This is a genomic window from Rhizobium atlanticum (assembly GCF_030182485.1).
Lineage (GTDB): Bacteria > Pseudomonadota > Alphaproteobacteria > Rhizobiales > Rhizobiaceae > Rhizobium.
This window is the reverse complement of sequence record NZ_JAQJCJ010000008.1, coordinates 85,201-111,490: the sequence shown is the minus strand read 5'-3', so window position 1 is coordinate 111,490 and position 26,290 is coordinate 85,201. Positions and strand designations below refer to the sequence as shown.

Annotated in this window: 23 protein-coding genes; 14 read left to right on the top strand and 9 right to left on the bottom strand. The window is 60.6% G+C overall.

Going from position 1 to position 26,290, the window contains the following annotated elements; all coding sequences use genetic code 11:
* Positions 1 to 22 precede the first annotated feature (22 nt).
* Positions 23 to 1,009, bottom strand: coding sequence for a sugar ABC transporter substrate-binding protein (locus PH551_RS13770; protein ID WP_097600295.1), 987 nt, complete (start codon positions 1,007 to 1,009; stop codon positions 23 to 25).
* A 325-nt stretch (positions 1,010 to 1,334) separates the two neighbouring features.
* Here PH551_RS13770 and PH551_RS13765 point away from each other — a divergent pair, with 325 nt between their 5' ends.
* The 9 genes from PH551_RS13765 (at position 1,335) to PH551_RS13725 (ending at position 10,654) form a co-directional block, all read left to right on the top strand.
* On the top strand, positions 1,335 to 2,342 hold the full coding sequence (locus tag PH551_RS13765; protein WP_285193420.1) for a LacI family DNA-binding transcriptional regulator: 1,008 nt from the start codon (positions 1,335 to 1,337) through the stop codon (positions 2,340 to 2,342).
* Positions 2,343 to 2,540: 198 nt separating this feature from the next.
* Positions 2,541 to 3,272 carry a FadR/GntR family transcriptional regulator gene (locus PH551_RS13760; RefSeq protein WP_285193419.1) on the top strand — a complete coding sequence of 244 codons (732 nt, stop codon included), beginning with the start codon at positions 2,541 to 2,543 and terminating at the stop codon, positions 3,270 to 3,272.
* Positions 3,269 to 4,855, top strand: coding sequence for an ABC transporter substrate-binding protein (locus PH551_RS13755; RefSeq protein WP_285193418.1), 1,587 nt, complete (start codon positions 3,269 to 3,271; stop codon positions 4,853 to 4,855). Before PH551_RS13760 ends, PH551_RS13755 begins: the two co-directional genes overlap by 4 nt.
* A 96-nt stretch (positions 4,856 to 4,951) precedes the next feature.
* Positions 4,952 to 5,911, top strand: coding sequence for an ABC transporter permease (locus PH551_RS13750; protein WP_285193417.1), 960 nt, complete (start codon positions 4,952 to 4,954; stop codon positions 5,909 to 5,911).
* A gap of 3 nt (positions 5,912 to 5,914) precedes the next feature.
* Positions 5,915 to 6,790, top strand: coding sequence for an ABC transporter permease (locus PH551_RS13745; protein ID WP_285193416.1), 876 nt, complete (start codon positions 5,915 to 5,917; stop codon positions 6,788 to 6,790).
* Between the two features lie 19 nt (positions 6,791 to 6,809).
* Positions 6,810 to 7,727 (top strand): dihydrodipicolinate synthase family protein, encoded by a 918-nt coding sequence (locus PH551_RS13740; protein ID WP_285193415.1) that lies wholly within the window; start codon positions 6,810 to 6,812, stop codon positions 7,725 to 7,727.
* Between the two features lie 8 nt (positions 7,728 to 7,735).
* Positions 7,736 to 8,755 (top strand): ABC transporter ATP-binding protein, encoded by a 1,020-nt coding sequence (locus PH551_RS13735; RefSeq protein WP_285193414.1) that lies wholly within the window; start codon positions 7,736 to 7,738, stop codon positions 8,753 to 8,755.
* Positions 8,752 to 9,705 (top strand): ABC transporter ATP-binding protein, encoded by a 954-nt coding sequence (locus PH551_RS13730; protein WP_285193413.1) that lies wholly within the window; start codon positions 8,752 to 8,754, stop codon positions 9,703 to 9,705. Before PH551_RS13735 ends, PH551_RS13730 begins: the two co-directional genes overlap by 4 nt.
* Before the next feature lie 10 nt (positions 9,706 to 9,715).
* The gene (locus PH551_RS13725; protein WP_285193412.1) at positions 9,716 to 10,654 is read left to right on the top strand and encodes a dihydrodipicolinate synthase family protein; all 939 of its coding nucleotides are present in this window, start codon (positions 9,716 to 9,718) and stop codon (positions 10,652 to 10,654) included.
* Positions 10,655 to 10,694: 40 nt separating this feature from the next.
* Here the strand turns inward: PH551_RS13725 and PH551_RS13720 are convergent, their stop codons facing one another.
* Positions 10,695 to 11,087 (bottom strand): RidA family protein, encoded by a 393-nt coding sequence (locus PH551_RS13720; protein WP_097600289.1) that lies wholly within the window; start codon positions 11,085 to 11,087, stop codon positions 10,695 to 10,697.
* 131 nt (positions 11,088 to 11,218) lie between these two features.
* Between PH551_RS13720 and PH551_RS13715 the strand changes: the two genes are divergently transcribed.
* Positions 11,219 to 11,812, top strand: coding sequence for a TetR/AcrR family transcriptional regulator (locus PH551_RS13715; RefSeq protein ID WP_285193411.1), 594 nt, complete (start codon positions 11,219 to 11,221; stop codon positions 11,810 to 11,812).
* Positions 11,813 to 11,971: 159 nt separating this feature from the next.
* On the opposite strand, the gene PH551_RS13710 is transcribed toward PH551_RS13715, so the two are convergent.
* Positions 11,972 to 12,199 (bottom strand): hypothetical protein, encoded by a 228-nt coding sequence (locus PH551_RS13710; RefSeq protein ID WP_085776905.1) that lies wholly within the window; start codon positions 12,197 to 12,199, stop codon positions 11,972 to 11,974.
* A 144-nt stretch (positions 12,200 to 12,343) separates the two neighbouring features.
* Between PH551_RS13710 and PH551_RS13705 the strand changes: the two genes are divergently transcribed.
* Positions 12,344 to 12,655, top strand: coding sequence for a hypothetical protein (locus tag PH551_RS13705; protein WP_285193410.1), 312 nt, complete (start codon positions 12,344 to 12,346; stop codon positions 12,653 to 12,655).
* A gap of 102 nt (positions 12,656 to 12,757) precedes the next feature.
* Here PH551_RS13705 and PH551_RS13700 read toward each other — a convergent pair whose 3' ends face one another.
* Positions 12,758 to 13,132: a hypothetical protein gene (locus PH551_RS13700; protein WP_085776903.1), complete on the bottom strand. Its 375-nt coding sequence runs from the start codon at positions 13,130 to 13,132 to the stop codon at positions 12,758 to 12,760.
* Between the two features lie 144 nt (positions 13,133 to 13,276).
* Positions 13,277 to 14,731: a S41 family peptidase gene (locus tag PH551_RS13695; RefSeq protein WP_198175492.1), complete on the bottom strand. Its 1,455-nt coding sequence runs from the start codon at positions 14,729 to 14,731 to the stop codon at positions 13,277 to 13,279.
* Positions 14,732 to 15,366: 635 nt separating this feature from the next.
* On the opposite strand from PH551_RS13695, the gene PH551_RS13690 reads away from it, so the two are divergent.
* On the top strand, positions 15,367 to 16,437 hold the full coding sequence (locus PH551_RS13690) for an efflux RND transporter periplasmic adaptor subunit (protein ID WP_483315420.1): 1,071 nt from the start codon (positions 15,367 to 15,369) through the stop codon (positions 16,435 to 16,437).
* Positions 16,434 to 19,565, top strand: a complete 3,132-nt coding sequence (locus PH551_RS13685) for an efflux RND transporter permease subunit (RefSeq protein WP_285193409.1) — start codon at positions 16,434 to 16,436, stop codon at positions 19,563 to 19,565. Before PH551_RS13690 ends, PH551_RS13685 begins: the two co-directional genes overlap by 4 nt.
* Positions 19,566 to 19,769: 204 nt before the next feature.
* Here PH551_RS13685 and PH551_RS13680 read toward each other — a convergent pair whose 3' ends face one another.
* The 4 genes from PH551_RS13680 to PH551_RS13665 all read right to left on the bottom strand — a co-directional run bounded on the left by PH551_RS13680 (position 19,770) and on the right by PH551_RS13665 (position 24,028).
* Positions 19,770 to 20,651 carry a DUF3313 domain-containing protein gene (locus PH551_RS13680; protein WP_285193408.1) on the bottom strand — a complete coding sequence of 294 codons (882 nt, stop codon included), beginning with the start codon at positions 20,649 to 20,651 and terminating at the stop codon, positions 19,770 to 19,772.
* Positions 20,652 to 20,690: 39 nt separating this feature from the next.
* The gene (locus PH551_RS13675) at positions 20,691 to 21,848 is read right to left on the bottom strand and encodes a patatin-like phospholipase family protein (RefSeq protein ID WP_483315421.1); all 1,158 of its coding nucleotides are present in this window, start codon (positions 21,846 to 21,848) and stop codon (positions 20,691 to 20,693) included.
* A 391-nt stretch (positions 21,849 to 22,239) separates the two neighbouring features.
* Complete coding sequence (locus tag PH551_RS13670) at positions 22,240 to 22,986, bottom strand: response regulator (RefSeq protein WP_285193406.1); 747 nt, start codon at positions 22,984 to 22,986, stop codon at positions 22,240 to 22,242.
* Positions 22,987 to 23,194: 208 nt separating this feature from the next.
* Positions 23,195 to 24,028 carry a MipA/OmpV family protein gene (locus PH551_RS13665; RefSeq protein ID WP_285193489.1) on the bottom strand — a complete coding sequence of 278 codons (834 nt, stop codon included), beginning with the start codon at positions 24,026 to 24,028 and terminating at the stop codon, positions 23,195 to 23,197.
* A 478-nt stretch (positions 24,029 to 24,506) separates the two neighbouring features.
* On the opposite strand from PH551_RS13665, the gene PH551_RS13660 reads away from it, so the two are divergent.
* Positions 24,507 to 26,213: an ATP-binding protein gene (locus PH551_RS13660; protein WP_285193405.1), complete on the top strand. Its 1,707-nt coding sequence runs from the start codon at positions 24,507 to 24,509 to the stop codon at positions 26,211 to 26,213.
* The last annotated feature ends 77 nt before the right edge of the window (positions 26,214 to 26,290 follow it).

Here is a 26,290-nt window from a genome sequence, read left to right as displayed (position 1 = left end):
CTAAACCAGTCGGCAATGTCGATTATTTGAGGTCACCTGACGTAACGAGCTTGATGTCGGTCTTGACCCAGCCGGTGAATTTTTCGCCGGCAAGTTCACGCATACCGTAGTCGATGCCCATGACCGCCATCTGCGCGCCATATTGCTCGACGGTGGCAAGCATCTTGCCGTCCTTGATCAGCGGCTGCACCGGCGGGATGTTGTCGAAGCCGACGACCTTGATCTTGCCGGCCTGGCCGGTTGCATCAAGGGCCTTGACGACGCCAAGCGCCATGGAGTCGTTGGCCGCCATGACACCCTGAATATCCTTATACTTCGTCAGGAAATTCGTCATGACGGTGTTGGCTTCTTCCGTCTCCCAATGGGCGGTCTTGCTGTCGAGAAGTTCGAGCTTGCCCGACTTGACGGAGTCCATGAAGCCTTCCTTGCGCTCCTTGGCATTGTCGGCCTCAGGATTGCCCTCGAGAATGACGACCTTCGCGCCCGCCCCCAGATCCTTGGCCAGAGCATCGCCGGCGAGCTTGGCGCCTTCGCGGTTGTCGGGGCCGAAGAATGCCAGGTCGATGCCGGCTGCCTTCTTGGCATCGGCATCGAGCGGCACGTCGATATTGATGACCTTGACGCCTGATTTCACGGCCTTTGCCAGCGGAGTGGCCATGGCCTTCGAATCGGCCGGGGCGACGACGATGATGTCGTATTTCTGCGTCACGAAGTTTTCGACGGCATCGACCTGGGCGGCAAAATCGCGCTCGTCCTTCATGCCGACGGCCTTGAAGTCGAACTTGTCCTTGTTCTCGGCCGCATACTTGTCGGCGCCGGCCTTCATCTGCTTGAAGAACTCATTGGACAGAGACTTCATGATCAGGCCGACCTTCGGCTTGCCAGCTGCAAAAGCGGGCGACACGCCGCAAGACAGTGCGAGCACCAAGGTGCCGGCAAGTCCAAGCTTCAATGCCGCACGGCGCGGCGCACGCATCAGGACGGAATCACGCTTCGTATATTGGGACATTTCTCTCCTCCGAACGGTTCCGGGCCTATCCTCACCTGAGTGCCTTCGCTAATGAACCGTTTCCAACGTCACTTGGGTAACAACGGCCCGCAAGATTGTCAAGGCGGCCGAAAACGTGCACAAACTGGCGGAAGCGGCAGCAATCCTGACCTTCTCGAGAATCAACGGTGAACCGTTTCCATTGAATGCCGGCGTTTCTCGTGTTATGCAGGCGCCGTCAAATTGACTGCGGCCCTTTGACGAAGGCGATGGAGACCATTAGCTGAAGCCCGATCGGGTGCCTCCACGTCCCCGAGACTGAAATGAAGGGACATGTTCTTCCATTATGCCAAAGGTCGGAATTCGAGACGTTGCCAAATTTGCCGGCGTTTCCACCGGGACCGTCTCGCGAGTCCTGAATGACCACCCCGCCGTGACCGATGAGCTGAGGGCACGCGTCAGACGCATCATCGACGAGCTCGGCTATATGCCCGACCCGTCGGCGCGAAGCATGCGCAGCAAGGTCAGCCGCCTGATCGGCATCGTCATTCCCGATCTCACCAATCCGTTCTTCTCGGAACTCGTGCAGTCCGCCGAACAGGCTGGGGCAAGCCATGGCTACAACATCATCGTCATGACGTCTTTTGACGATGCGGCCAAGGAAGCAGACCGGATCGGGCAGCTGACAAGCCGGAAAGTCGACGGCATCATCCTCGTTCCCAGCAATGATTTCCATACGCTCAAGCTGCCGAAGGGATTGCCGATCGTCGTCGTCGACCGTCTCATGCCCGGGTATTCCGGCATCGCCTCGGACCACCGCGCGGGCGTACGTCTCGGCGTCGAGCATCTTTTGCAGCTTGGTCATCGCCGCATCGGCTTCATCTCGGGCCCCAGACATTCCGTGCCTGCCAACGATCGCCTCAAAGGTTACCTCGACGCCATGGGGCAGCCCGACGACGGTGGACAAATAGGGTCGTCGCTGATTGCCGAGGCGGCTTTCGATTATGAAAGCGGACGATCGGCGGGAAACTATCTGCTGGCACGCGCCCGCAGCGAACGGCCGACCGCGATCTTTGCAAGTTCGGATCAGCAGGCGATCGGCTGCATGAGAGCGGCACATGATCTGGGAATACCGATACCCGCAGCCCTTTCGATCGTCGGATTCGACGGCATCCCGCTCGCGAGCATGACCACGCCGCGGCTGACCACCGTCAAACAGCCGATCCAAAAGATCGCTGCTGCGGCAGTCGCAGTTCTTTTGAACAAGCAACCGACGCCCGGCATCGGACATCCCATCTTGCTCGCCTGCACGCTTTCGCAGGGGGAAACGACCGCTCCACCGCAACCCGACTGAGGGTCGGCGGCAGGCCGTTCGTTTAGTTTTCCGCCACTCACTCGGACATAAGCCGCGGATCTGTCGCAACGGGCGGCAATCCTCCGATCACCACCATGCCTACCGCTGACACTCCCAGCAGCGGACGAATTCATTTGACGGATATCCTACAAGTGGATATGTCTGTGGCATCTTCATCGCAGACGGAAATGACAAGGCATGCCGCTGAAATCCATGAAGCCGCTTACCCGTGCGCCTCTTCTTCACGTCTCCGTGCAGGAAAGCCTGCGCGCCTATATCAGCGACAACGGGCTGAAGCCGGGCACGCTGCTTCCGGCTGAATCCGATCTGGCGAACCAGCTCGGTGTCAGCCGCAATTCCCTGCGCGAAGGCATCAAGGCGCTGGAATCGCTCGGCGTGCTGGAATCGCGCCGTGGTGTCGGCATCTTCGTGAAGGCGTTCTCATTCGAGCCGCTGCTCGACAATCTCGCTTATGGCCTCGGCGGCGCGTTGCGCCAGATCGAAGAAGTGATCGAGATCCGCCGCACCCTCGAAGTCGGACTGATCGGCAAGACGCTTGAAATGATCGGCGACGACGATATCGCCGAACTGCGCGCCACGGTGGAGCGCATGCGGGTGCATGCGGAGCGTGGACAATCCTTTGCCGACGAAGACCAGCTTTTTCATACCCTGCTCTTCCGCTGCCAGAACAACGTGACGCTTGCCCGGCTGATCGATGTGTTCTGGCTCGCCTTCTACAAGGCGTCCGATTTCGTCAACCTCGACAATGTCGACCCCGTCGCCACCTGGAGGGATCACGCGGCGATCGTCGACGCCATCGAGGCGAAGGACGTTGCGGAAGCGCAGAAGCGCCTGGATCGCCATTATGACGGCATTTCCCGGGTGATCGCAGCCAATAAGAAAAGTGCAAATCTGGGAGGAGCACAATGAAACGACTGCAAAGACTATCATCGGCCATCGCATTGACTGCTTTGATGGCGACGACCGTCGCCCCAGCCTTCACCGGCCCCGCGCAGGCGGCCACGCTGTCGGGCGGCTTCGATGTGGGGCCTGGTGGTTTCCAGGGCAATTTCAATCCGCTCGCCGCGACGGGCGGCTTCACATGGCTCAGCGTCTATTTCGAGCCGCTAGTGGCCTATGACGAGAAGCTCGAGAAGGTCGTCGGCCAGCTCGCTTCGTCCTACGAGGTCAGTCCGGACCAATTGACCTACACCTTCATGCTCGCCGATGCGAAATGGCATGACGGCAAGCCCTTTACGGCAAAGGACGCCAAGTTCACCATCGAGCTCGCCAAGAACGCCAAGACCGGCTCCGTTCTGGCGGCGCGGCTGAATGCCGTTTCCTCGGTCGAGGCCAAGGACGACAAGACCCTGGTCATCAAGCTCTCGGCCCCGTCCGCAAGCCTGATGGACACGCTGACGAAGGTGATGATGCTGCCGGAGCACGCGCTTTCGCAGATCCCAGCCGATCAACTCGCCAAGAATACGTGGTGGTCCACGGCGCCGATCGGCACCGGGCCGTTCAAGTTCAGCAAATATGTCACCGATCAATATGTCGAACTTGTCGCCAACACCGACTACCGGGGCGGCAAACCGGCGCTCGAAAAGATCATCAACCGCTATTTCGCCAATCCGGCAGCGGCGATCGCCGCATTGCGCGCCGGCGAGATCCAGTTCACCTATGTCGATTCCAACGATCTGAAGGCTTTCAACGACAATAAAGATTTCCGCGTCATCGAAGGCAATTCCTTCGTCGTCAACTATCTCGGTTTCAACCACGACTCACCCATCTGGAAGGATGTTCGGGTCCGTCAGGCGGTGATGTACGCGATCAATCGCGATGCGATCATCCAGAGCCTTTACGGCGGCGCCGCCGAACCGGCAAACTGCGCCTATGTCGCTGATCAGGTGGTGCCGAAAGGCATCGAGACCTATGCCTATGATCCGGAAAAGGCCAAACAGCTGCTGAAGGAAGCCGGCTGGGATGAGATCAACGGCAACAAGCCGATCACCCTTCTGACCTATTACACGACGCCGCTTGCCGCCAATGTCATGGCGGCTGTCCAGGCGCTGCTCGCCCAGGTCGGCATCAACGTCACGCCGCGCGCCGTCGACACCCCGACCTATAACAGCATCGTGCTCAACCCGACGCCTGACATCGCACAATTTCAGATGGTCTATGCCGGCCTGCAGAACGGCCCGGATCCGGGCAGCATCAATGTCGGCCTCAACGAAAAGCAGATCCCGCCGGCCGGCCCCAACGTCGCGCGCGTGCGCATGCCGGTGCTGACTGCCGCTCTCGACGCAGCGCTTGGCGAGACGGATGCCGCAAAGCGCGATGGTCGCTACCAGGAGGTCTGCAGGGTGATGAACAAGGAACTGCCCTGGGGTCCGCTGTGGGTGGCGAAACGCTATGGCGTCGCCTCCGCCAGGCTGAAGGAGTTCGTCTGGACGCCTGCTCCCGGCGGCGGCCCTTATCAGGCGCATCCGGAGAAATGGGCGATCGCCGAATAGGGCGTCACGCATCCTGAGAAGCAAAGGGCGGCCGGGTCACGGTAGCGCCACGCGCCTTTCGAGGCGCAGTGGCCCGCCCGCACGGGAACGGATTTCATGCTGAGATACAGTCTCCGGCGTCTGCTGATCGGAGTGGGCATGCTGCTTGCCTTGAGCGTGCTGATCTTCGCCATGCTGCGCCTCACGCCGGGCGATCCGATCGACGCCTATATCGATCCCAATATTCCGATGTCGTCGTCGGATCTGGCCGAGCTGCGCGCCACGCTCGGACTCGATCAGCCGCTGCCGGTGCAGTATCTTGGCTGGCTGCGGCAGGCGCTGACGGGAAATCTCGGCTATTCGATCAAGCGGCCAGACCAACCGGTGCTCGGCCTCGTGCTCTCGCGCGTCGGCCCGACAGTGCTCCTGATGGGATCGGCGATTGCGATCGCGATCGTTGCGGGCATCGCCACCGGCATTGTCGGCGCGGTTCGCCGCAATTCCGTGGCCGACCTGTCCCTTTCAGTCTTCGCAGTCACCGGAATTTCCAGTCCACCCTTCCTCAGCGCTCTTGTCGGCCTCTACTTCTTTTCGGTCTATTTCAACTGGATGCCATCAGGCGGCATGCTGACGCCCGGCCAGGAATTTTCCGTCGCCAACCTTCTCCATCACCTCATCCTGCCCGCGACATTGCTGGCCGTCGCGCAGACAGCCCTGATCATGCGCTACATGCGCGCTTCGATGCTGGAGGTCCTGAACCAGGACTATGTTCGCACCGCGCGCGCCAAGGGCGTCTTCGAATTCTGGGTCATCACCAAACACGCCTTGCGAAATGCGCTGCTTCCCGTCATCACGCTGATCGGCTCGACCATCGGCCTTGCAATCGGTGGCGCGATCTTCATCGAAAGCGTGTTCAACTGGCCGGGCATGGGCCTGCTCATGGTCGATGCGGTGGAGGGCCGCGACTATCCGGTGATCATGGGTTCGACGCTGGTGATCGGCGCCTGCGTGATCATCGTCAATCTTCTCACCGACCTTGCCTATGCGGCGGTCGATCCGCGGATCAAGGTAGGCTGAGCGATGCTGGCACGAAGCCCTGCCCGCAGCCCGGGCCCGATCGTACGCTCCGTGCATCGCTTCCTGTTCAACCGGACCGCCTTGCTCGGCCTCTGCATCATCGCGCTGATGATCGTCGCGATCCTTTCCTATCCGCTGTGGTGGAGCTTCAAACCCAACGACATCGATCTCATCGCGATGAATGCGCCGCCGGGGCCGACACACTGGTTCGGCACCGACGGGGTCGGCCGCGACATCCTCGCCCGGGTCCTGGACGGCGGCCGCATTTCACTGCTGGTGGCCCTCACCTCGACCGTCATTTCCGCCATCATAGGCTTCCTGGTCGGCGCCGTCTCGGCACTTGCCGGCCGCTGGGCGGACGCAGTCACGATGCGTTTCGTCGATCTCGTCATGACGCTGCCGCCGGTCATCTTCCTGCTGGTGCTCGCCTCGATCGCCGGCACCGGCATCTGGCCGACGGTCTTCGTCATCTCCCTTCTCTCCTGGCCTCTGCTGGCGCGAATGGTGCGCTCGCGGCTGCTCGAACTTCGTGAACGCGACTTTGTGATGGCGGCGAGAGGCATGGGGGCGGGTCTTCCGCATCTCCTCTTCCGCCACGGACTGCCGAACTCGATCGACATCCTCGTCGTCTTCGCGACCCTGCAGATCGCCAATGCCATCCTGCTCGAGGCCGGCCTTTCCTTCCTCGGGCTCGGCATTGCGCCGCCGGCGGCAAGCTGGGGCAACATGCTGAATGCCGCCCGCTCCACCGCCGTGCTCGAACAATACCCCTGGCAGTGGCTGTTTCCCGGCGGGTTCCTGGTGCTTGCCGTGCTTGCAATCAATTTCATTGGCGATGGTCTTCGCGACGCCTTCGACCCTCGCGCCGAATTAAACTGACGATCGAAAGAAAGCGAAAATGAGCAAATTCAAGGGTGTCGTTCCTCCCGTCATAACCCCGCTGAACAAGGATTACACGGTCGATTACCCGTCCTATACACGGGTGCTCGAAAATCTTATCGAGGCCGGATGCCATGGCCTCTTCGTGCTCGGCTCGACCAGCGAGGTGATCTTCCACGACGAAAGGACCCGGCAGGACATCATCGAGCATTCGGCCAAAGTCATCAACGGTCGCGTGCCGCTGATCGTCGGCGTCATCGATCCAACCACCGACCGGGTCATCAACCATGCCGGGACCGCGAAGTCGGCCGGCGCCGACGCGGTTGTCGTCACGGCGCCGTTCTACACGGTCACCAGCCAGGCCGAGATCATCGATCACTTCCGCTATATCCGCGATGCTGTCGACGTACCGCTGATCGCCTATGACATCCCCGTCTGCGTGCATGTGAAACTGCAGCGCCAGACCAACGTAACGCTTGCCAAGGAGGGAACGATCATCGGCATCAAGGATTCGAGCGGCGACGACGGCAATTTCCGTTACGTGCTGCTCGATCTCGCCGACAACGAGGACGTCTTCCTGATGACCGGCTCCGAAATCGTCGTCGATACGGCGCTGCAGATGGGCGCCCATGGCGTCGTGCCCGGCATCGCCAATGTCGATCCGCACGGTTACGTCAGGCTCTGGGATGCCGCCCAGCGCGGCGACTGGGTCGCGGCCCGCAAGGAGCAGGAGCGCCTCTGCCGGCTGTTCGAGATCGTCTCAGTCGGCGCGAGCCGCGTCAGCGGCGGCGCCGCCGGCATCGGCGCCTTCAAGGCGGCGATGAAGCGCCTCGGCATCATCGACACGGCGCTGATGCCGCGTCCGCGGGCAGCTCTCAACGAGGCCGAAACGGCAAGGATCGACGAAATCCTCCGCGCGACCGGCCTGCTTTCCTGATGGATGCCATGCAACAAACCGCCGACACCATTCTCGACGTCAGAGGGCTGCGGACCGTCTTCCGCATCCGCTCGGGCGAAGTGACGGCGGTCAATGGTATCGATCTGACGGTGGCTGCCGGCGAGACGCTTGCTCTCGTCGGCGAGTCCGGCTCGGGCAAATCGGTCACCAGTCTTTCGGTCATGCGGCTTCTGACCCGCAATATCGGTGCGATCGCCGCCGGCAGCATCCATTTGAGGCGCAAGAATAGTACGGTCAGCAACCTCGTCTCGCTCGCCGAACCGGACATGCGCGCCATTCGCGGCAATGATATCGGCATGGTCTTTCAGGAGCCGATGTCGAGCCTCAACCCCGTCTACACGATCGGCGACCAGATTTCGGAGCCGATCCGTATTCATCGCGGGGCGGACCGGAAGGCCGCAATGGATGCGGCCGTCGCCCTTCTCGACAGCGTCGGCATTCCCGATGCCAGGCGCCGCGCCGGTCAATATCCGCACGAACTCTCCGGCGGCATGCGCCAGCGCGCCACGATCGCCATGGCGCTTGCCTGCGACCCGACGCTGCTGATCGCCGACGAGCCGACGACAGCGCTTGATGTCACCATCCAGGCGCAGATTCTGGCCCTCCTGCAGACGCTGCAGCGCGAACGCGGCATGGCCATGCTCTTCGTCACCCATAATCTGGGCGTCGTCGCCGAAATCGCGCAGCGGGTGGCTGTGATGTATGCCGGGCGAATCGTCGAAACCGGGCCGGTGGGCGAGGTTTTTCGCAATCCGAGACATCCTTATACGATCGGCCTCCTGGCCTCGATGCCGAAGCTCGGCGATGCCAGCCGGATGAAGCAGGCGGGTGAAAGGCTGGCGGCCATACCAGGCATCGTGCCGAGCCTGATGAACATGCCCGCCGGCTGCGCCTTCCAGCCGCGCTGCAAATTTGCCATCGACGATTGTCGCCTGGCTGTGCCGCCGCTTGCCGACGTCAATCCGCGCCACAAGAGCCGCTGCATTCGCTGGCAGGAGATCCGATGAGCGAGCCACTTCTCTCCGTCCGCGACCTCGGGAAACATTATACGTCCCGCGGGACCAGGCTGACCATCCTGCAGGACATATCCTTCGATATCGGCAAGGGCGAGGTGGTCGGGCTGGTCGGCGAATCCGGCAGCGGCAAGACCACGATCGGCCGATCGGTCCTGCGGCTGGTCGAGCCGTCGGCCGGCAGCGTCCGCTTCGACGGCATCGAACTCACCACCTTGTCCTCATCCGAAATGCGGCGTCTGCGCCCCCGGATGCAATATATTTTTCAAGACCCGTTCGCGAGCCTGTCGCCACGCATGACGATCGGCGAAATCCTGACCGAGGGATTGAATATCCAAGGCCTGGGGACGGCAAGAGAGAGATTGGAGCGCGCCCACGCCGCACTCGAACAGGTCGATCTTCCGCCGGAGGCCGTCAACCGGTACGCCCACGAGTTCTCCGGCGGCCAGCGGCAGCGGATCGGTATTGCCCGCGCGCTGACGCTCGCGCCGGAATTCATCGTCGCCGACGAGCCGGTGTCGGCGCTCGACGTCTCGATCCAGGCGCAGGTGATCAATCTTCTGCGCGACCTGCAGCAACGTCTCGGCCTGACCATGCTGTTCATCAGCCACGACCTCGCCGTCGGCGAATATATCTGCGACCGGGTGATCGTCCTCTATCTCGGACGGACCATGGAAATCGCGCCCAGTGCCGCGCTTTATGCCAGGCCGCTGCATCCCTATACGCGGGCGCTTCTTTCCGCGATCCCCTCGCCCGATCCCGATGCGCGACGCGACCGCCAGATATTGAAGGGCGATATCCCGAGCCCCGCCGATCCGCCGAGCGGTTGCGGCTTCCGCACGCGCTGTCCGAGTGCCCTGCCCGCCTGCGGCGAGGCCGTGCCGGAGCTGCGCGAAATGCAGCCCGGGCATTTCAAGGCCTGCATCCGTGATGACCTGGATTGAAGGACGTGCGATGACCACCACAACTCGGCGCCACCCGATCGCGGGCAATTGGGCCAGCCTGCTGCTGCCGATCGCCGAAGACGACAGCATCGATTTCGAAAAGCTCGCCGAGGAAAGCGACATACTGATCGCCGCCGGGGTCGACGGCATCTATTCGAACGGTACGGCGGGAGAATTCCACAACCAGACGGAAACGGAGTACGAGCGAATTCAGGACGTGCTGGCGTCGCGTTGCCGCGCGGCCGGAATGCCGTTCGTCATCGGCGCCTGTCAGCCGGATCCGATCATCATGCTCGATCGGCTGCGCCGCGCAACTCTTCATAAGCCATTGGCGATCCAGGTGATCCTTCCCGACTGGTGGCCGCTCACCAATCTCGAAGCCACCGATTTCCTGAAGCGCGCGTCGGAGGCGGCGGAAGGAATCCCGCTCATCCTTTACAATCCGCCGCATGCGAAGCGGGTCCTGTCACCAGCCGAGCTTCGTGACGTTTGCGGCCCCTGTCCGTCAGTGGTCGGGATGAAGATCGCCGATGGAGACGCTGGCTGGTATGCGCAGGCACGAGCCCATCTTTCCGAATTTTCGCTGTTCATTCCCGGCCACCATCTCGCAACCGGCATGAAGCAGGACGTTGCTGTCGGGGCGTTTTCCAATGTTGCCTGTCTTCATCCCCGCGGCGCCCAGGCCTGGACGGAGCTGATGCATGGGGATATGGACGCCGCGCTGGATATCGAAAGCCGCATCTGCGCCTTTATGGACAATCACATCGTCCCGTTTCGCCGTGACCGTGGCTATTCCAATGCCGCGCTCGACAAACTGCTCGCTGTGATCGGCGACTGGGGTCCGGTCACCACAAGGCTGCGCTGGCCTTACCGCTTTATTGATGAGCAAGAAGCGGCAAGTCTGCGAGATCGCGCGCGCATGATTATCCCGGAGCTCTTCGCTCGGTAGAGGACAAGGCGCCGACCGAACGGGATGCTCTGCAGGATCATCATGCCGGAATGCGGGCGATGACCTTGATCTCGAAATCGAAGCCCGCCAGCCAGTTCACGCCGATCGCGGTCCAGTTCGGATAGGGCGGCTTGCTGAAAATCTCCTGCTTGACGGCCATGATCGTTTCAAACTGGTTCTCGGGATCGGTATGGAACGTCGTCACATCTACTATGTCGTCAAAGGTACAGCCTGCAGCCTCCAGCGTCACCTTGAGGTTTTCGAAAGCCAGCCGGACCTGGCGCTGGAAGTCCGGTTCAGGTGTTCCATCGGAACGGCTGCCGACCTGGCCGGAGACGAACAGAAGGTCGCCGGTTCGGATGGCGGCCGAATAGCCGTGTTTCTCGTAAAGAGCATGCCTGTCTGCCGGAAATATCGCTTCGCGTCGGGTCATTGTCGATCTCGCTTCCTTATCGTTGATTGGACACCGCCTCGTCATTTGATATACGGTGCGTATGTGTAGTAAACAGCATACGCACCGTATGTCAACCTCATATACGGGCCGTATGTGAAATTGGAGACGAGATGGCAAAGAAACGCAGCGAGACGATGGAGGAAAATCGCGTGAAGCTGATCGCGGCCGCGCGAAAAGCCTTTGCCGAAAAAGGATACGCGGCCGCCTCGATGGATGAGCTGACTGCCGAAGCCGGCCTGACCCGGGGAGCGCTTTATCACAACTTCGGAGACAAGCGCGGGCTGCTCGCGGCCGTTGTCGATCAGATCGACACGGAAATGGCGTCGCGCGCAAAGGAGATCGGCACCCGTGCGGGCGATGACTGGCAGGGCGTGCTCGCAGAGGGCGCCGCCTATATCGAAATGGCGCTTGATCCGGAGGTCCAACGCATCGTCCTGCTCGATGGGCCTGCTGTCCTCGGTGATCCTTCACAATGGCCGAGCCAGAGCAGTTGTCTTCAGGCAACCAGGCAGATAATCGAGCGCCTTATCGTCCAGGGTGCCCTAAAGCCGGTCGACGCGGAAGCAGCCGCCCGGCTGCTCAACGGCGCCGCGCTCAATGCCGCCCTCTGGATCGCTGCCAGTGACGAGCCGGAATATGTGCTACCGAAAGCTATCGAGGCCTTCAACGCCTTGGCTGCCGGCCTTCTCAAGACGTCCGCGTGAGCTCCAGATGTGAGGGCACTCGGCAATTGGGGCCGCTCACTCTCCCCATCAGCCTTACGCTTTCTCGGCGAGCAAAAGGCGGCGGTCTGCGCGCGCAGCAAGATACCTAATTGTCAGCGAAACGAATGCAGCGAGCGGAGCGGCCGGCTCTGCCCTCCGTTACCAGAAGCTGCCGAAAGCGAGGAGAAATGCGCCCGCCGCGATGACAACCAACGCCGGCCAATTGCGCGACAATCCGAGGAATCTCAAGCCCTGGCGCCGCGGTTCCAGCGTAGCGCCGCCTTGCGGCACCCAGTGCGGATCGCTCGGTCTTCGACGAAGCGTCGGCCGAAGGAGAAAAAGAAGGCCGCCGATTATGAGAGCGGCACCGATCAGAACTGCCCACATCGTCGCCTCCGCCGGGGGATACGGATCATGTTAAACCTGACGCGATTGGGATTGTTCCGTTGCGTGCGCGATATCTCTTAACATTACTTGATCCACCTTTACGACGACCTGTGTCTAAGTCGCTTCGGCTCAACAGAAAGCCTGATGATGACCCCGAGATTACCTCGCGATTTTCCGGCCACAGGGATGATCAATTTCGGCCTTTGCGCCCTTGTGTTGGTTCTTATCGGCGGGACCTCGACACAATACGCCGTTCTTTCCGCACTCTCTCTGCCGGCTTGTCTTGCCACCATGGCAGCGCACCGGCGAAAGGCGCGCCAGCGGAACAGCGCCACCGACTATCTACTGTCGTACACGGCCACGGCGCTTATAATGCTGCAGTGGTGCTATATCGCCATCGTCGCCTTAGGCAGCTTTTCCAGCACGCAGCCAATCCTCCTGCGAAGCATCGAATAGCGGCAATAAAGCCGTGTCGGCGAAGACACCGAGTCGATGCCTAGGCGAATGACCGCTGATCGACACGCCCGGGCGTCGCGACCACTTGATCTGACGCCAGCATCATCGCTTCAGCACCCAAACGGTCCTGCCGTTCTGCGAAGCGGCAATACCGTCTTTCGTCCGCACCAGATCAAGGCACCTTTCGGCGTCACCAGGTTTGGGCGTAATACAAATCCCATCAGCGACAGCTCTCCATGTCGGATGGATGCTCGCCAGGCTATCGCTGATCGTGCCGCCGCCATCCGGCCGGAATACGAGTATGTTGGAAGCACGCCGTTTTACCACGATCATTTCCCATGGCTTGCCGTCAGCGATGACGTTGGCCAGAGGTTCGTCGGCTGCGGCGGGTTCGGCGGAAAGAGCGGCCAGTATGGCGAACGCCGGAATAAGAGTCGCTTGAATCGAACGGGTTCGTAGCAGGCGGGCGGCGGACATTGAGACTTCCTTTCACTTGATTGGTTTGTTTCAGACATCCGGATAGGGTTGTTTGCGGACGGTCTTCGCCCCCGAAGGCGCCGTCAGTTCGTCGTCCTGCCGCATACTCGGCCGAGGTGTTTATTAGCGGAGAAGACCGGCATTTCAGCGAAGCCGCTGTTGCAGGTGCCGAGCCTGATCGGGATCAGCCGGGTAGGCCTGGTGGTGAACCCGGCCCAATACGAGCTTTATCGCATATTGAAGCTGTTCATCATCAGCGCGATCGGCAGGGACATAAATCGAGGAGGTGAAGGTCGCCTCACCCTGCTCACCACGCAAATGCCGCGCAAGGCCAGCTTCACCGGCAATAGTGGCGGTGCCGGCAAAGACCTGGGGAACTGTCTCCACTATCTCGATATCGGGCACGATTCCCAATGTCTGGATCGACCGGTTGGATGGTGTGTAGACCCGTGCCGTGGTGAGGCTCATTCCGGCATGCCCTCCGAGCGCGACGATCGTCTGAACGACCCCCTTTCCGAATGTCCGAGTACCGACGAGAGTTGCCCGCCGGTGATCCTGAAGGGCGCCGGCAACGATCTCTGCAGCAGAGGCCGTGCCGCCATTGACGAGGACGATCACAGGCACCGCAGCAATGAGCGCGTCTACAGCATCGGGATGTGCCGCATAGCGGCTGATCCGCCGATCTCGCCCGCAGGAATAAAAGATCGCTCCTCGCGCCAGAAAAGCGTCGGCAACCCGCCAAGCCTGATCGAGGGGACCGCCGCCATTGTTGCGCAAGTCGAGGATGATGCCGGCAGGCGGCCGCCGGGCGTCGGAAAAGGCAGCGCGGATCACTCGCTCCATTCCGTCATAGGTTTGTTCGGAAAAAGACGCCAGCCGAATGACCGGAACGGAATCTTCGTAAGTCAGGCGTGGCGTCCCCAAAGTTATAATCGCGCGCGTGAGCTTCAGTCTGATCAGGCCGGCGACGCCTTCGCGAAGGATCGCCAACTCGGCGACGCTGCCCACCTCGCCGACAAATAACGCCGCCATCTGTTCCAGCCTCTTTCCTGATGTGGGCTGGCCGTCAACCTCAACGATCCGGTCGTTCGCCTTGATGCCTGCTCGCTCGGCCGGCGTGTCTTCCATCGGCGCGGTCACCTTGACCATGCCGTCTTCCACGGTCACTTCAATTCCCAATCCGCCAAACCTGCCGGCATCCTGCCGACGCATCTCGTCGAAACGTTCCGGTGGGAGATAAGATGAATGCGCGTCAAGCGCCGTGAACATGCCCTCGATGGCGGCGCGGATGAGCTGCGGATCTTCGGGCGCGCCGACATGCCGGTTGCGGACCTGCTCGAAGACCTCTCCGAAGAGCGCGAGCTGGCGATAGCTCGCGCCCTCTTCGGCCGGTCCTGCGCGGTGCCATTCGTCCGGCGCGCCGCTCCCGAGAGGGAGGAATGCGAGAGCGGCGACCGCAGAACTTGCGACAACGGCGATGGCAACTGCTAATCGTGCGACGGCAGCGTGACACCGCGTCGACAAATGGCTGCGTCGAGACCGTTTGTCCCGCAAGGGATTCGGCACAAAGACCTGGCCGGCGGCAGGGTTGGTTTTCATCGATCCATCTCGCTGTCTAGCGGTCGTCTGGCAGGCAAGGGAACCATGTGTCTGTCCGTTCAATCGACGCAGCCGTCGCTCCGGCGGCTGATGTGCACGCCCAGAAGTCGGCTTGCCGTAAGCAACGGCGTGCCTTTTCCCGTGAGCGGCAGCCAACGAGGCACAAATATTGAAGATGTAAGTGATCGCTCTAGCTGCCCGCTCCGTTACAAGGCGGACGGTCCTGAACGGCTGGCACGAAGCTGATGCCCGGCTGTATCGGATATTGCGCTGTGACTTCCATCTGACGTCGTTCACCTCTAACCGGAACTGCATCGCAAAGCAAGGCGATGTGGCTCGATCATCTTCAATGGAGCCGCGCTTGTCATCACCAGTTATGTTTTGATTTGTTAAGCAGGGCGACAAACCGGCACGCTGCGCTGTTCGGTATATCGGAGCCGGCACGGACGGCCGGCTTAATCTAACTTAATCGAACTTTGCCGATCTTTGACCGCACCGAGCGGTCGATCCGCTACATCCGGACGGACAAAGGCGGCGCCACGGCCGCGCCGCGCGACGCCAACTCGTCGCGCCTGCCTCGGCCTGCGGGCGCAGTTCGCGTATCCGCTGCGCGCGTATCATGAAAGGACTCCGCTTTGACGCTACGTCTCCCTTTAACCATTAGCCTTGTTCTACTTGCATTGCTTGCCGGCCACGGAGCGACGTTCGCGCAACCGGGCGGGGCGGCACTGACCGTTACCGCCGAGGCACCCGTGGAACGAGAATGGCCGGAGACGGTTCTAGCCGGCGGTTGGCTGAAGCCCTGGCACGAAGCCATCAGCGCTGCCGAAATCAGCGGTCTGCGCATCACCGATGTATTCGTCGACGTCGGGTCTGTCGTGACGAAGGGGCAGGCGCTCGCTCGGCTGGCCGAGGATACCGTGCGCGCCGATCTGCAAAAGGAAGTAGCCCTCTTGGGGACTGCCAAAGCCGATCTTGCCAAGGCCAGGGCCAATGCCGAGCGCGCACGCAAGATGAAGGGTAGCGGCGTGCTCTCCGATGAGAAGATCATCGAATATCTGAGCACCGAGCAAATAGCGATGGCTGGTGTCGAGTCCGCCCTGGCTCTGGTTGAGAGTCAGAAGATCAGACTTTCCCAAACAACCATCATGGCCGCGGACGATGGCCTCATCACCTCTCGTTCCGCCCAGCTCGGCGCCGTCGTCACATCGGGCGCGGAGCTGTTCCGCCTCGTACGCCAACAGCGCATCGACTGGCAGGCCGAGGTGTCGACACGGTACCGTCCCCTTATCAAGGAAGGCATGCCTGCAACCATCGACGGGCCCCGCGGCGAGCGGCTGACGGGAACGGTTCGCCTCGTTGCGCCGACCGTCAGCACCGATACCGGCAGAACACTCGTCTACGTCTCACTGGCGGCGGGCTCTCGGCCGCCGATCGGCTTCTATGCGACCGGGCAAATAAAGCTCAGGGTCACATCCGCGCTCACCGTGCCGGAAACCGCGCTAGTTTCGCGCGACGGTATCAACTACGTGTTTACGATTGACCCCGAAGAGCGCGTCAGGCGCCTCCGGGTGGAAACCGGCCGCCGCAACGACGGCGAAGTAGAGATAATCTCCGGTCTCACGCGTTCGGCAATGGTCGTGAAGACCGGAGGCGCCTTCCTTTCGGACGGCACCATCGTGCGCGTGGAAGGAAAGGCACGATGAATTTCTCCGCATGGTCCATCCGCAACCCTGTTCCCGCCATCCTGCTTTTCGTCCTACTGACCGGAACTGGGCTCGTTGCCTTCGAGCGGCTCCCGGTTCAGAACTTTCCGGACATGGATCTTCCGACGGTTCAGATCCACGCCACGCTCGAGGGCGCTGCACCGGCCCAACTGGAAACCGAAGTCGCCCGTAAGATCGAGGACAAACTCGCCTCGCTCAGGCTCCTGGACCATATCACGACAAAGATCACGGGGGGCACGGTCGTCATCAGCGTGTCCTTCCGGATCGGCAAGGACGGTGAGGAGGCACTGAATGAGGTGCGTAACGCCGTCGACAGTGCCGGCGGGGACCTGCCGTCCGCGATGCAGCCACCGAGCGTGACGAGGACTGTGATCCAAGGCTCGGCGCTTATCGCCTTTGCCGTGCGGTCCACCCGGCTCGACCCGACCGAGCTTTCCTGGTTCGTCGACAATGACATGACAAAAGCCTTGCTTGCTGTTGCTGGCGTCGGCCAGGTCAACCGTATCGGCGGCGTCGATCGCGAAATCCATATCGATCTCGACCCGCAACTGATGAGCTCGCTCAATGTCAGCGCGACGACCATTTCCTCGAGTTTACTGTCGGTGCAGACCGACACATCGGGTGGGCGAGGCGAGATCGGAGGGAGCAAGCAGACGATCCGAACGATCGGGGCGGTTTCCTCGATTGCGGAGCTCAAGGCGCTAGCAATTCCGCTCCCGAGTGGAGAAATGGTACGGCTTGACGAAATCGGGGCGGTAACAGACAGCTTTGCCGACCGCTCGTCCGTCACCTATCTCGACGGAACACCGGCAATCGCCGTGGAGATCAAACGCGCGAACGGCTTTTCCGACACGGCTGTCGCTGCAGCGATCGAAGCCGCGGCAAAGGACTTGGCCAAGGCCAGTCCCGATGTCGAGATCATCAAAGCCTATAGCACAGTCGGCCCGATCGTCGAGAATTATGGCGGATCGATGCAGATGCTTTATGAAGGGGCTATTCTGGCGATCGTCGTGGTCTGGCTCTTCCTGCGGGATTGGCGCGCAACATTCCTGTCAGCAATTGCGCTTCCGCTGTCCGTCATTCCGACCTTCGCCATCATGTATCTGGCCGATTTCAGCCTCAACACAGTGACTCTGCTGGCGCTCTCGCTGGTGGTCGGCATCCTCGTCGATGACGCGATCGTCGAAATCGAAAACATCGCGCGCCACATGCAGACGGGAAAATCGGCAAGGAGCTCGGCTCTCGAGGCTGCGGACGAAATCGGGCTTGCGGTTGTCGCCACGACCTTGACGCTCGTCGCCGTCTTCCTGCCGACCGCTTTCATGAGCGGCATTCCGGGGCTGATTTTCCGACAGTTCGGCGTGACGGCGTCGGTTGCTGTTCTTGCCTCCCTCCTGGTTGCGCGTCTTTTGACGCCCATGATGGCCGCGTACATGATGAAGATTCATCCTGTGGGGGCGAAGGATGGGCGGATCATGCAGGGCTACATCGCGCTCGTGAAAGCCTGCCTGAAGCACCGTCTCGTGACGACGATCTGCGTCTTTGTTTTCCTCGGTCTCTCGCTGGCGACGATCCCCCTCCTCAACTCGGGTTTCCTGCCGGCTTCGGACGATGCGCAGACGCAGGTTACGATTACGCTGCAACCCGGAACACCGCTCGAAGAAACGGATGCGACCACCCGCAGGGCTGCCCAACTGATCTCCCACCTACCTGATGTAACACATGTCTTCTCCACCGTTGGGACAGTTTCATCAGGTGATCTCCTGGATTCCGCAACGACAGCCGATACGGCGAGTGCATCTCTCATCGTCGACCTGAAAAAGATCAGCCAACGCGAACGTTCCCAACTCGATATAGAAAGCGATATCCGGCAGGCGCTCGCCACCCTTCCGGGAGCCCGCATTCAAGTGGGGTCGGGCGGCAATGGCACCAGACTCGACATTACCCTTGCGAGCGACGACCCCGACGCACTCGACAAGGCGGCCGGTGCGCTTGAAGAACAGCTTCGAACGCTGCGAGGCATTGGGGCGGTGACATCAAGCGCTTCGCTTCGGGCTCCCGAAATCCAGATCGTCCCGGATCCTGATCGGGCCGCCGCCTTCGGTGTAACGGCGGACGCGATATCCGAGACTGTTCGCGTCTCAACCGGCGGCGATTATTCCTCCGCCCTCGCCAAGCTCAACCTGCCACAGCGCCAACTTGACATCCGCGTGCGTTTCGACCCGAACAACCGCACGACGCTCGAAGACTTTGCCAATCTGCGCGTTGCCGGCAGCGGAGGCAGCGTCGATTTGAGTTCGGTTGCCGACATCACTATCGGGAGCAGCCCGTCAGAGATCAGCCGGATCGACCGGTCGCGCAACATCATGATTTCGGTCGAGCTCAACGGCCGCGTCCTCGGCGAGGTTTACCGCGAGGCCCAGGCACTGCCTGCACTCCGCAGCCTTCCCCCCGGGGTGATGCTTATCGAACAGGGCGAACTCGAGCGCCGATCCGACCTCTTCGACAGCTTCGGCACCGCCATGGCGGTCGGCATCTTCTGTATTTACGCCGTGTTGGTCCTTCTCTTTCACGACTTCCTCCAGCCGTTGACGATTCTCATGGCACTTCCCCTGTCGCTCGGCGGCGCCATTCTGCCCCTCGTTCTGACGGGAACGAGTTTCTCAATGCCTGTTGTCATTGGTCTGCTGATGCTGATGGGCGTGGTGACGAAGAACTCCATCCTGCTGGTCGAATATGCGATCATGTCGCGACGTAGAGGCGCCCCGCGCTTCGATGCCCTGGTTGATGCCTGCAACAAGCGGGCGCGCCCGATCGTCATGACGACGATGGCAATGGGAGGCGGTATGCTTCCTGTGGCCCTCAGTCTCAGCGGTGGCGATGCGAGCTTCCGGCAGCCGATGGCAATCGTCGTGATTGGCGGCCTGATGACCTCGACTGTTCTTAGCCTCCTTGTCATTCCAGTCATCTTCACCTTTGTCGACGATTTCCTCCTCTTCCTCAGGCGAATTACCGCGGCAAGGCGTCCCGAGGCTGCCACCACGGACGATCAAGAGAGTATTTCGAACGACCAGAGGCACGGTGGAAAAATCAGTCTCGCAAGGTGAAGCTCGGACTCTTCAGCGACAGGCCGCCAAGAGAACGCCGTGTCAAAAGCCGACGGCGTTTTGAACCGGCGCCCAGCGGCGATGACGAAACCGCCGGCACTTCGGATGCCGGCGGTGATGTGTTGAAAGAGATTCAGATTGCGCCTGCCTTACATGTCGAGCAGCGCAAGACACCTGCTTATCGTATTTGATCGTCGATCCAGGTCATGGTGCCCATTGGCCTACGACCGCCGGCTGCTTGTCCGTCCAGGACGGCGGCAGGCCGATTTGAGAAGCGGCGAAATCCTTGATGCCAGGCGACCGGCCGAAGCGCTCGCAGGCCGGGTATTTCGGCCTGCCCCCGAGGCTCGACTTGATCTTCTGAGCGGACGGGAACTTGGGCAGTCCTTTGTAGGGTGTCTTGCCGTTGACGAGCATCTTGGAGAAATCGCTGCCGAAGCTCGAGGCGAGCGAATAGGCATCCCCGACCTGCGACACGCGTGCGCTCGTGGTGATGGCATTGGCGCCCTTGGCCCAGACCATCGCACCCACCTGCTTGCCGTCTCTTGTCCTCGCTTCGGCCTCGACGGCCAAGCCTCCGAGCCCGACCGGCAACCGAGGCACGGGAACCGGAATGACGAATGAGGCGCCGAGCGAAGTCGCGGTCGACACTCCGGCCATCGTGGCGTTCGTCGGCAGGATCCGGGTGACGGTGGCGTGAACGACGACATCGGCGTTCCCCCTCCGGTCGACGACTTGAAACCGGTCGCTGACGCCGACGCAGAGGGCGCGGCTGATGACATTGGCGATGAGGGCCGACTCCGAAGGCTTCTTGATGGAAGGGCCTGCGTTTGGCGAAACCCTCGTTGGCTCGATGTAGATGGTCTTGGCAGCAGCGAGATCGTTTGGTTCGATCTTGAATTTCGCCTTGGTGATCTTGCCGTTGTTCGACGTCAGGCCGTCATAGGAGACCAGCGTGTGAGCCTCTTCGAGCGGCACTGAGGCACAGCCTGCAGCAGCCGATAGGATAAGGCAGGACAGAAGGGCCGAGGCCCCCGGAGGGCGATGGCGGCGAATGATGGCCCGGTCAGCGCGGGAATGTAACATGTCGTTCTCCTATCGTTGGAAGCTGTGAGGAATTGGCGGCTATTGCGAGGATTGAGCAGAATCTGCTGCGGCGAGATCGGCAAAGACCGGCTCGTCTTTCCACAGACTGCCGCTTAACATCTCGGCGTAGCCCAGGTGGTAGACGGCGCGCATGTAGTTGGTGTTGAAGGGATCGGTCATTTTGTAGGGTATTTGCCGATCGATCGAGGCGACCCGAAAGCGGATGCCGTTCTTTTGCGCATAGACGTAGGTGGCGACCAAAGCGCTGCGTGTCTGGGACTTGATGAGGGCAGCGCTCGCTCTGGCCATGACAGCAAGAGTATTGTTCGTGGTCGTGGAGAACTCCGGCATGAGAGCATTGTTAACGATGACATACATGTTCAGCTTGAGGCCCTTCGGCCACGCCGCCAGGCGAGGGCTCGCCATCCACCCCTCGGGGATCGTCAGAATCTGGGATGATGAGCCGCCGTCCGAGTGCATCTCCTCGAACTCCTGGCCGCCTGCCCTAACCTTGATGAGCACGGCCGGGAAAACGCCCGGGATGCTCGCCGAGGCAATGATGACATCCTGAAAGAGCTTCAACGCATCAGGCCGACCGCTATTGGCTATGGCACCCATGTTCCAGACCACCGGTCTCTGCGAATCGAGATTTGAGGTGAGGACGAGAAGGCGCCTGCCCTTGCGGTACTCGACGGCGATTTTGTCCAGGATCTCCCGGGTGAGATGGCGCTCGACCATCCGGCGCAGCGGTTCCTGCTTCAACAGGCTTGGGCCAAGCAGTGCCTTCGGCAGAAAATCCGCGTCCACCAACTCCTTTGCCACCCCGCTCGTATAGAGATCGACGAGCGTGTCATCATAGGCCGGGCCTAGGAAAGCCAGAGGTGCAATCAGCGCGCCGGTGCTGACGCCGCTGACGATGTCGAATTCCGGCCGCTCTTTGCTGTCCGACCAAGCCTTCAGTGCCCCGACGCTGAAGGCCCCTCCGGCCCCGCCGCCGGACAGGACAAGATAATTGACGTCCTTGTGTCTTGGGATTGCCAGCCAGGCTCGCGTATCGGGCAACTGCCGGCCGCTGTCCGCATAGGTGCGGATATCGGCAAATCCTTCGATACTGGCGTCGGCGGCCGCCTTCGGGCTGTAGCTAACCCGGTCCGGCGCCATGCAGCCAGCCAGAAGGGCAAGCGTCAGGATGGCCATCAGTCGAATCAAATTTGTCGCCCTGTCATCGGCCACGGTCAGAGCGGCAATCACCGCCGGCCGTGGAGCGTCGCTGCGCTAGCTTCCTTTCGGATCGCGTCTGATGGCATTAATCGGGATTCGCTGTTGTCTTGGGTTTTGAGTTGTTAAGAGTTGTGATCGACGCCGCCGCTGGACGTCGCCCGCTTCCCGCATCGGCTAGTTAGCCAAGCAGGGAGAAAACTATACGCATAATCCGATAACCACCGCCGTAATTTGGGAGACGTTGATTAGACAGATGGTGAGCGCTTGACTGGTCGTCTGTGGGACAGCTGGAAGAGCTGCTTTTTGAAGGCAGCAAGAGACGGCCCGGTGTTCCAGCGGCATCACTCGCAAGCTGCAGTTCCGCTGATCAGTCCCGCGCCAGCGAAACTTCAGGCGTGAAGATATAACCGCCCAGCCGTACCGTCTTGATGAAGGTCGGCTCCTTGTAGTCGGGTTCGATCTTTTGCCGAACACGGCTGACATGCACGTCGATACTACGCTCGACGGGGCCGGCTGAACCTGCATGCGTGCGGGCAAGGATTTCCTGGCGATTCATGACCTGCCGCGGATTCTGGCAGAACACCAGCAAGACATCGAATTCTGCCGTCGTCAGCGACACATGAACACCATCGCTGTCGGTCAGTTCGCGCGTGACGGGGTCGATGCGCCAACCGGCGAACGTCATGGCTTCCTGAACGGGCTTGATTTGCATGGAATAGGAAGATCGCCGCAAAAGCGCCCTGATCCTTGCCAGGAGTTCTCTGGAATTGAAGGGTTTCGTGACGTAGTCGTCGGCGCCGAGCTCAAGGCCGATCACCCGGTCGACTTCCTTCGTCAACGCCGTCAGCATGAGGATCGGAACCGTGTTGGCCGATCTGATGCGCCGGCAAATGCTGAAGCCGTCCTCGCCCGGAAGCATGCCGTCGAGGACGATGAGCTGAAATTCCTTCTTCTTCAGAAGGCGGTCCATTTCCATCGCGGAACCAACCGCTTCGGCGGCATAGCCCGCTTCCTTCATGAGGTCGATCAACATGCTCGCAATATCGCGGTCATCCTCGACGATCAGGATGCGGACCGAAGCCTGCATGGGTGAATTGACTGCGATATGACTCATATCCGGCGCCTGATTCTGGGAAAGCATCCGCTTCAGTTCCTATCTAACAGAAAATGTTTGCGCATCGTTTATTGCATCTTTCGACCAGCGATTGTTCCTCCACTGGGGAAGCGCGCGCCGCCACGCCGCAAGTAACAGCCGGCCGCGAACAGACGCGACATATCGGCGCTCGCCGGTGGTTCGGCGGGCATGTGAACCGCGGATGAGGTCAGAATTTGTAGCCGACAAACATCATCACTGAAGGCTGAGTCTCCTTCTGAACCACCGGGCTATTGCGCGCGTCGCCGGTGAGAATTCCCAGTTCGGCCTGGCCGCGGATGAACCAGTGCTCGGATGCCAGGTACGTGACCGATGCGGTAAGATCGATGCGCTTGAAGCCTGCGCCTGCATCATAGACTTCAAGGCCGGACCTTGCCGACTGCAAGGGGGTGACCCCAAAATAGGACTTCATGTAATTTTTGTCCGCCCAGGTGGCCGATGCGCCGGCGGAGAAGATGAACTGGCCTACCATGTGAGAATATTCCGCACCGAATGTCCCCGTGACACCGTCGCTGCCCCCGATGATCTTGTCGATCCCGGCACTGAGCTCGATTGGTCCGAGTGAGTAGGATATCACACCGCCGATTTTTGCACCGGAATCAATATCGCCCAATCCCTTCAGATGATCGCTATCATCTTCGTCCCGACCGAACTCCATGCCGCCGCTGGCGCTGATCTTGAAATTCTCGACCTTGTAGATATCGATCAGCAAGCCGGTTGGACCGACATGGACGTAATCGTTGAAAAAGCTTGCGGAAACGAAGGGGACCGGCATGACTTCAAAGTCTTTCGATCCCTCGAATTTCGGGCCGTACACCGCTCCAGCTCCAACAACGACATTCCAGTCATGAAGCTTGCCGCGAATATAACCGGGGCGTTCGCTGGTTGGTGCAACCGGTCCTCCAGCGCCAAATTCGCCCGGATCCGCCGCCCATGCCCCATTGCCTGCCGAAAGGGGAACGGCCAGCGATGGCAAAATCATCAAACCAATTTTCTTTTTCATAAAAGACAAAGTTCGCTCCTGGTGTTTTCCCGAGGCTTGCTGTCCTCGAGCGGACTGCAGCCTGCAGGCAAACCGTTTTGGGATGGATTTTGTCTTGTTAAGAGATGTTTCCGAGGTCGATAGCCGCGCCCTGAGCTGACACTCCCCGACGGGCGGTCACATGACCTAGGCCGAATTCAGCCTGATCGCCTGATACGTCTGCCGGCGTGAAAAGAAGTACCGGATGACGCATCGGCGGCGGAAGACACAACTCTTAATAAAATGAAACGCACTTTCAGAATGAAATTCCTACTTTGCATGCGCGGCCTACGAAGAGGAACCAACTGATGACCGGGAAAAACCCTGCCCCTTCCGTCCTTGTCTACATCCCGGACCAACGCGGATCACATCTTGCCGGAGAAGTGCTGCGGAGCACGGGCTTCGACGTGAGGAGCGCAGGCACCCCACCGGAACTCAAACACGCCCTGGAAGGTCTCCTTTGCAAAGTGATCGTCACCATTACTTCAAAAATCGGCGAGGTGCGGATCCTCTCCAATCTTCCCGTGGTGAACATTCAGGCCTTTGTGCTGCCCAATATCGACGCGGCGTCATCCGCACAGCCGGTGCTGTTCGACAGGGCCGCTTTTCTCGAGCGGGTTCAGACGCTGGCGGCCTCGCATTAGGCGTTCCGCGCCGCATAACAAATAAAAACATCATTCCGGCTGACATTTGCTACCATCGCAACGGGATTGCACTGTTTCGTACTATCTGGTGGTTGGCGAAGGGGCGGCGCGCGGCGAATGAAGCGGGCAGCTATCGGCTGATGCCGCACCGATTAGAAAGGCCGACGATGCTGGCGCGTTTTTTTGCAGGTTCCATCCACCGGCAGATTGCCCTGCTTGCCGTTGCGCCCGTTGTTCTCTTCGCCATCCTCGGCATCATCAGCGAAAACCTGACGATCAAGGAGCCTGAAAGCGTCTCACAGGCGCGCGCCGTTGCCATGCGCATTGAGTTCGTCACCGACATGATCCGCTCTGCCGAAACCGCCGATCAAGAGGCCGCCGTTCTGGACGCTGCGAGAAGGACCGGACTTCAGGTCAAAGAGATCTCCCCAGCAGAACTGCACGGCCCCGAACTCGAGGCGGAGGAAGGCGACTTTCGCTCCGAAATCGAAAAAAATCTTTCGCCGGGCGTCGAAGCTCGGCTGCGGGCCGCGGGTGGCGACCGACAACCGGTGCTGGTCGTTGGCATCGATCAGCGTCGCGCTCTGGCTTTCCTCCCGCCGCCTGCCGTGCCCGACTCCCGCATCACAGATCGCGAAATCAGCGACTTCCTAGCGACCATGGCCATGTTCGTGCCGGTCATTTTATTGTCCCTCTACGGCAGCCGCATGATCGCATCGCCGCTTCAACGCTTTTCTCAGGCCGCACGCGATCTCGACCCGGACAAGGGTCCGGAGCGCCCCTTCGACGAAATTGGGCCGCCGGAGGTCCGCACCCTTGCGAAGTCGTTAAACGACATGCGCAGCCGCGTCCGCGGGATGATCGAAGCGCGCACACACATGCTGCGCGCCATCAGCCACGATCTGAGAACGCCGCTGACGCGCCTGCGGCTCAGGGCTGAGCGCTCAACGGAACCATCCCTGCGCGCCGCGTTGCTGGCGGATATCGATGCCTTGGCGCTGATGGTCGATGAGACGTTGGTCTACCTCAGGAAAGACGCGTCGAAAGAAACTCAGCTGAGAGCCGACCTGCCGAGCCTGATAAATACCGCCTGCAATGACTTTGCCGATATGGGTTATTCAGTGACCTATCACGGGCCTGATCGTTTCGCCTATCCATGCAGACCTCAAGCGCTGAAGCGCGCTATCGCCAATCTGATCGACAACGGCACCAAGTTTGCCCGGCACGTGAATGTCGAACTTCATGTCAAACCGGATCGGGCGATTAGCATCAGCGTCACCGACGATGGGCCTGGCATCCCTGCGTCATCCCATGCCGATGTCTTGGAACCGTTCTACAAACTGGATGCGGCGCGGAACGATCGCGGCGGATTCGGTCTGGGACTGTCCATCGTGAAGGACATCGTCGAAAGCCATTTCGGAACGCTGACGCTGGAAAACTCCACGCCGCGCGGCTTGATCGCCGAAATCAATCTGCCATCGCCCGATGCAATCCATGCTCCGGCAAATACAAACGCAGGATGAATTTGATCGCCAAATTCCGCTGAAACGAAGCAAACTGATTTGTAACTGCTTCAGCAAACATGTATTCGCTCGGTGAA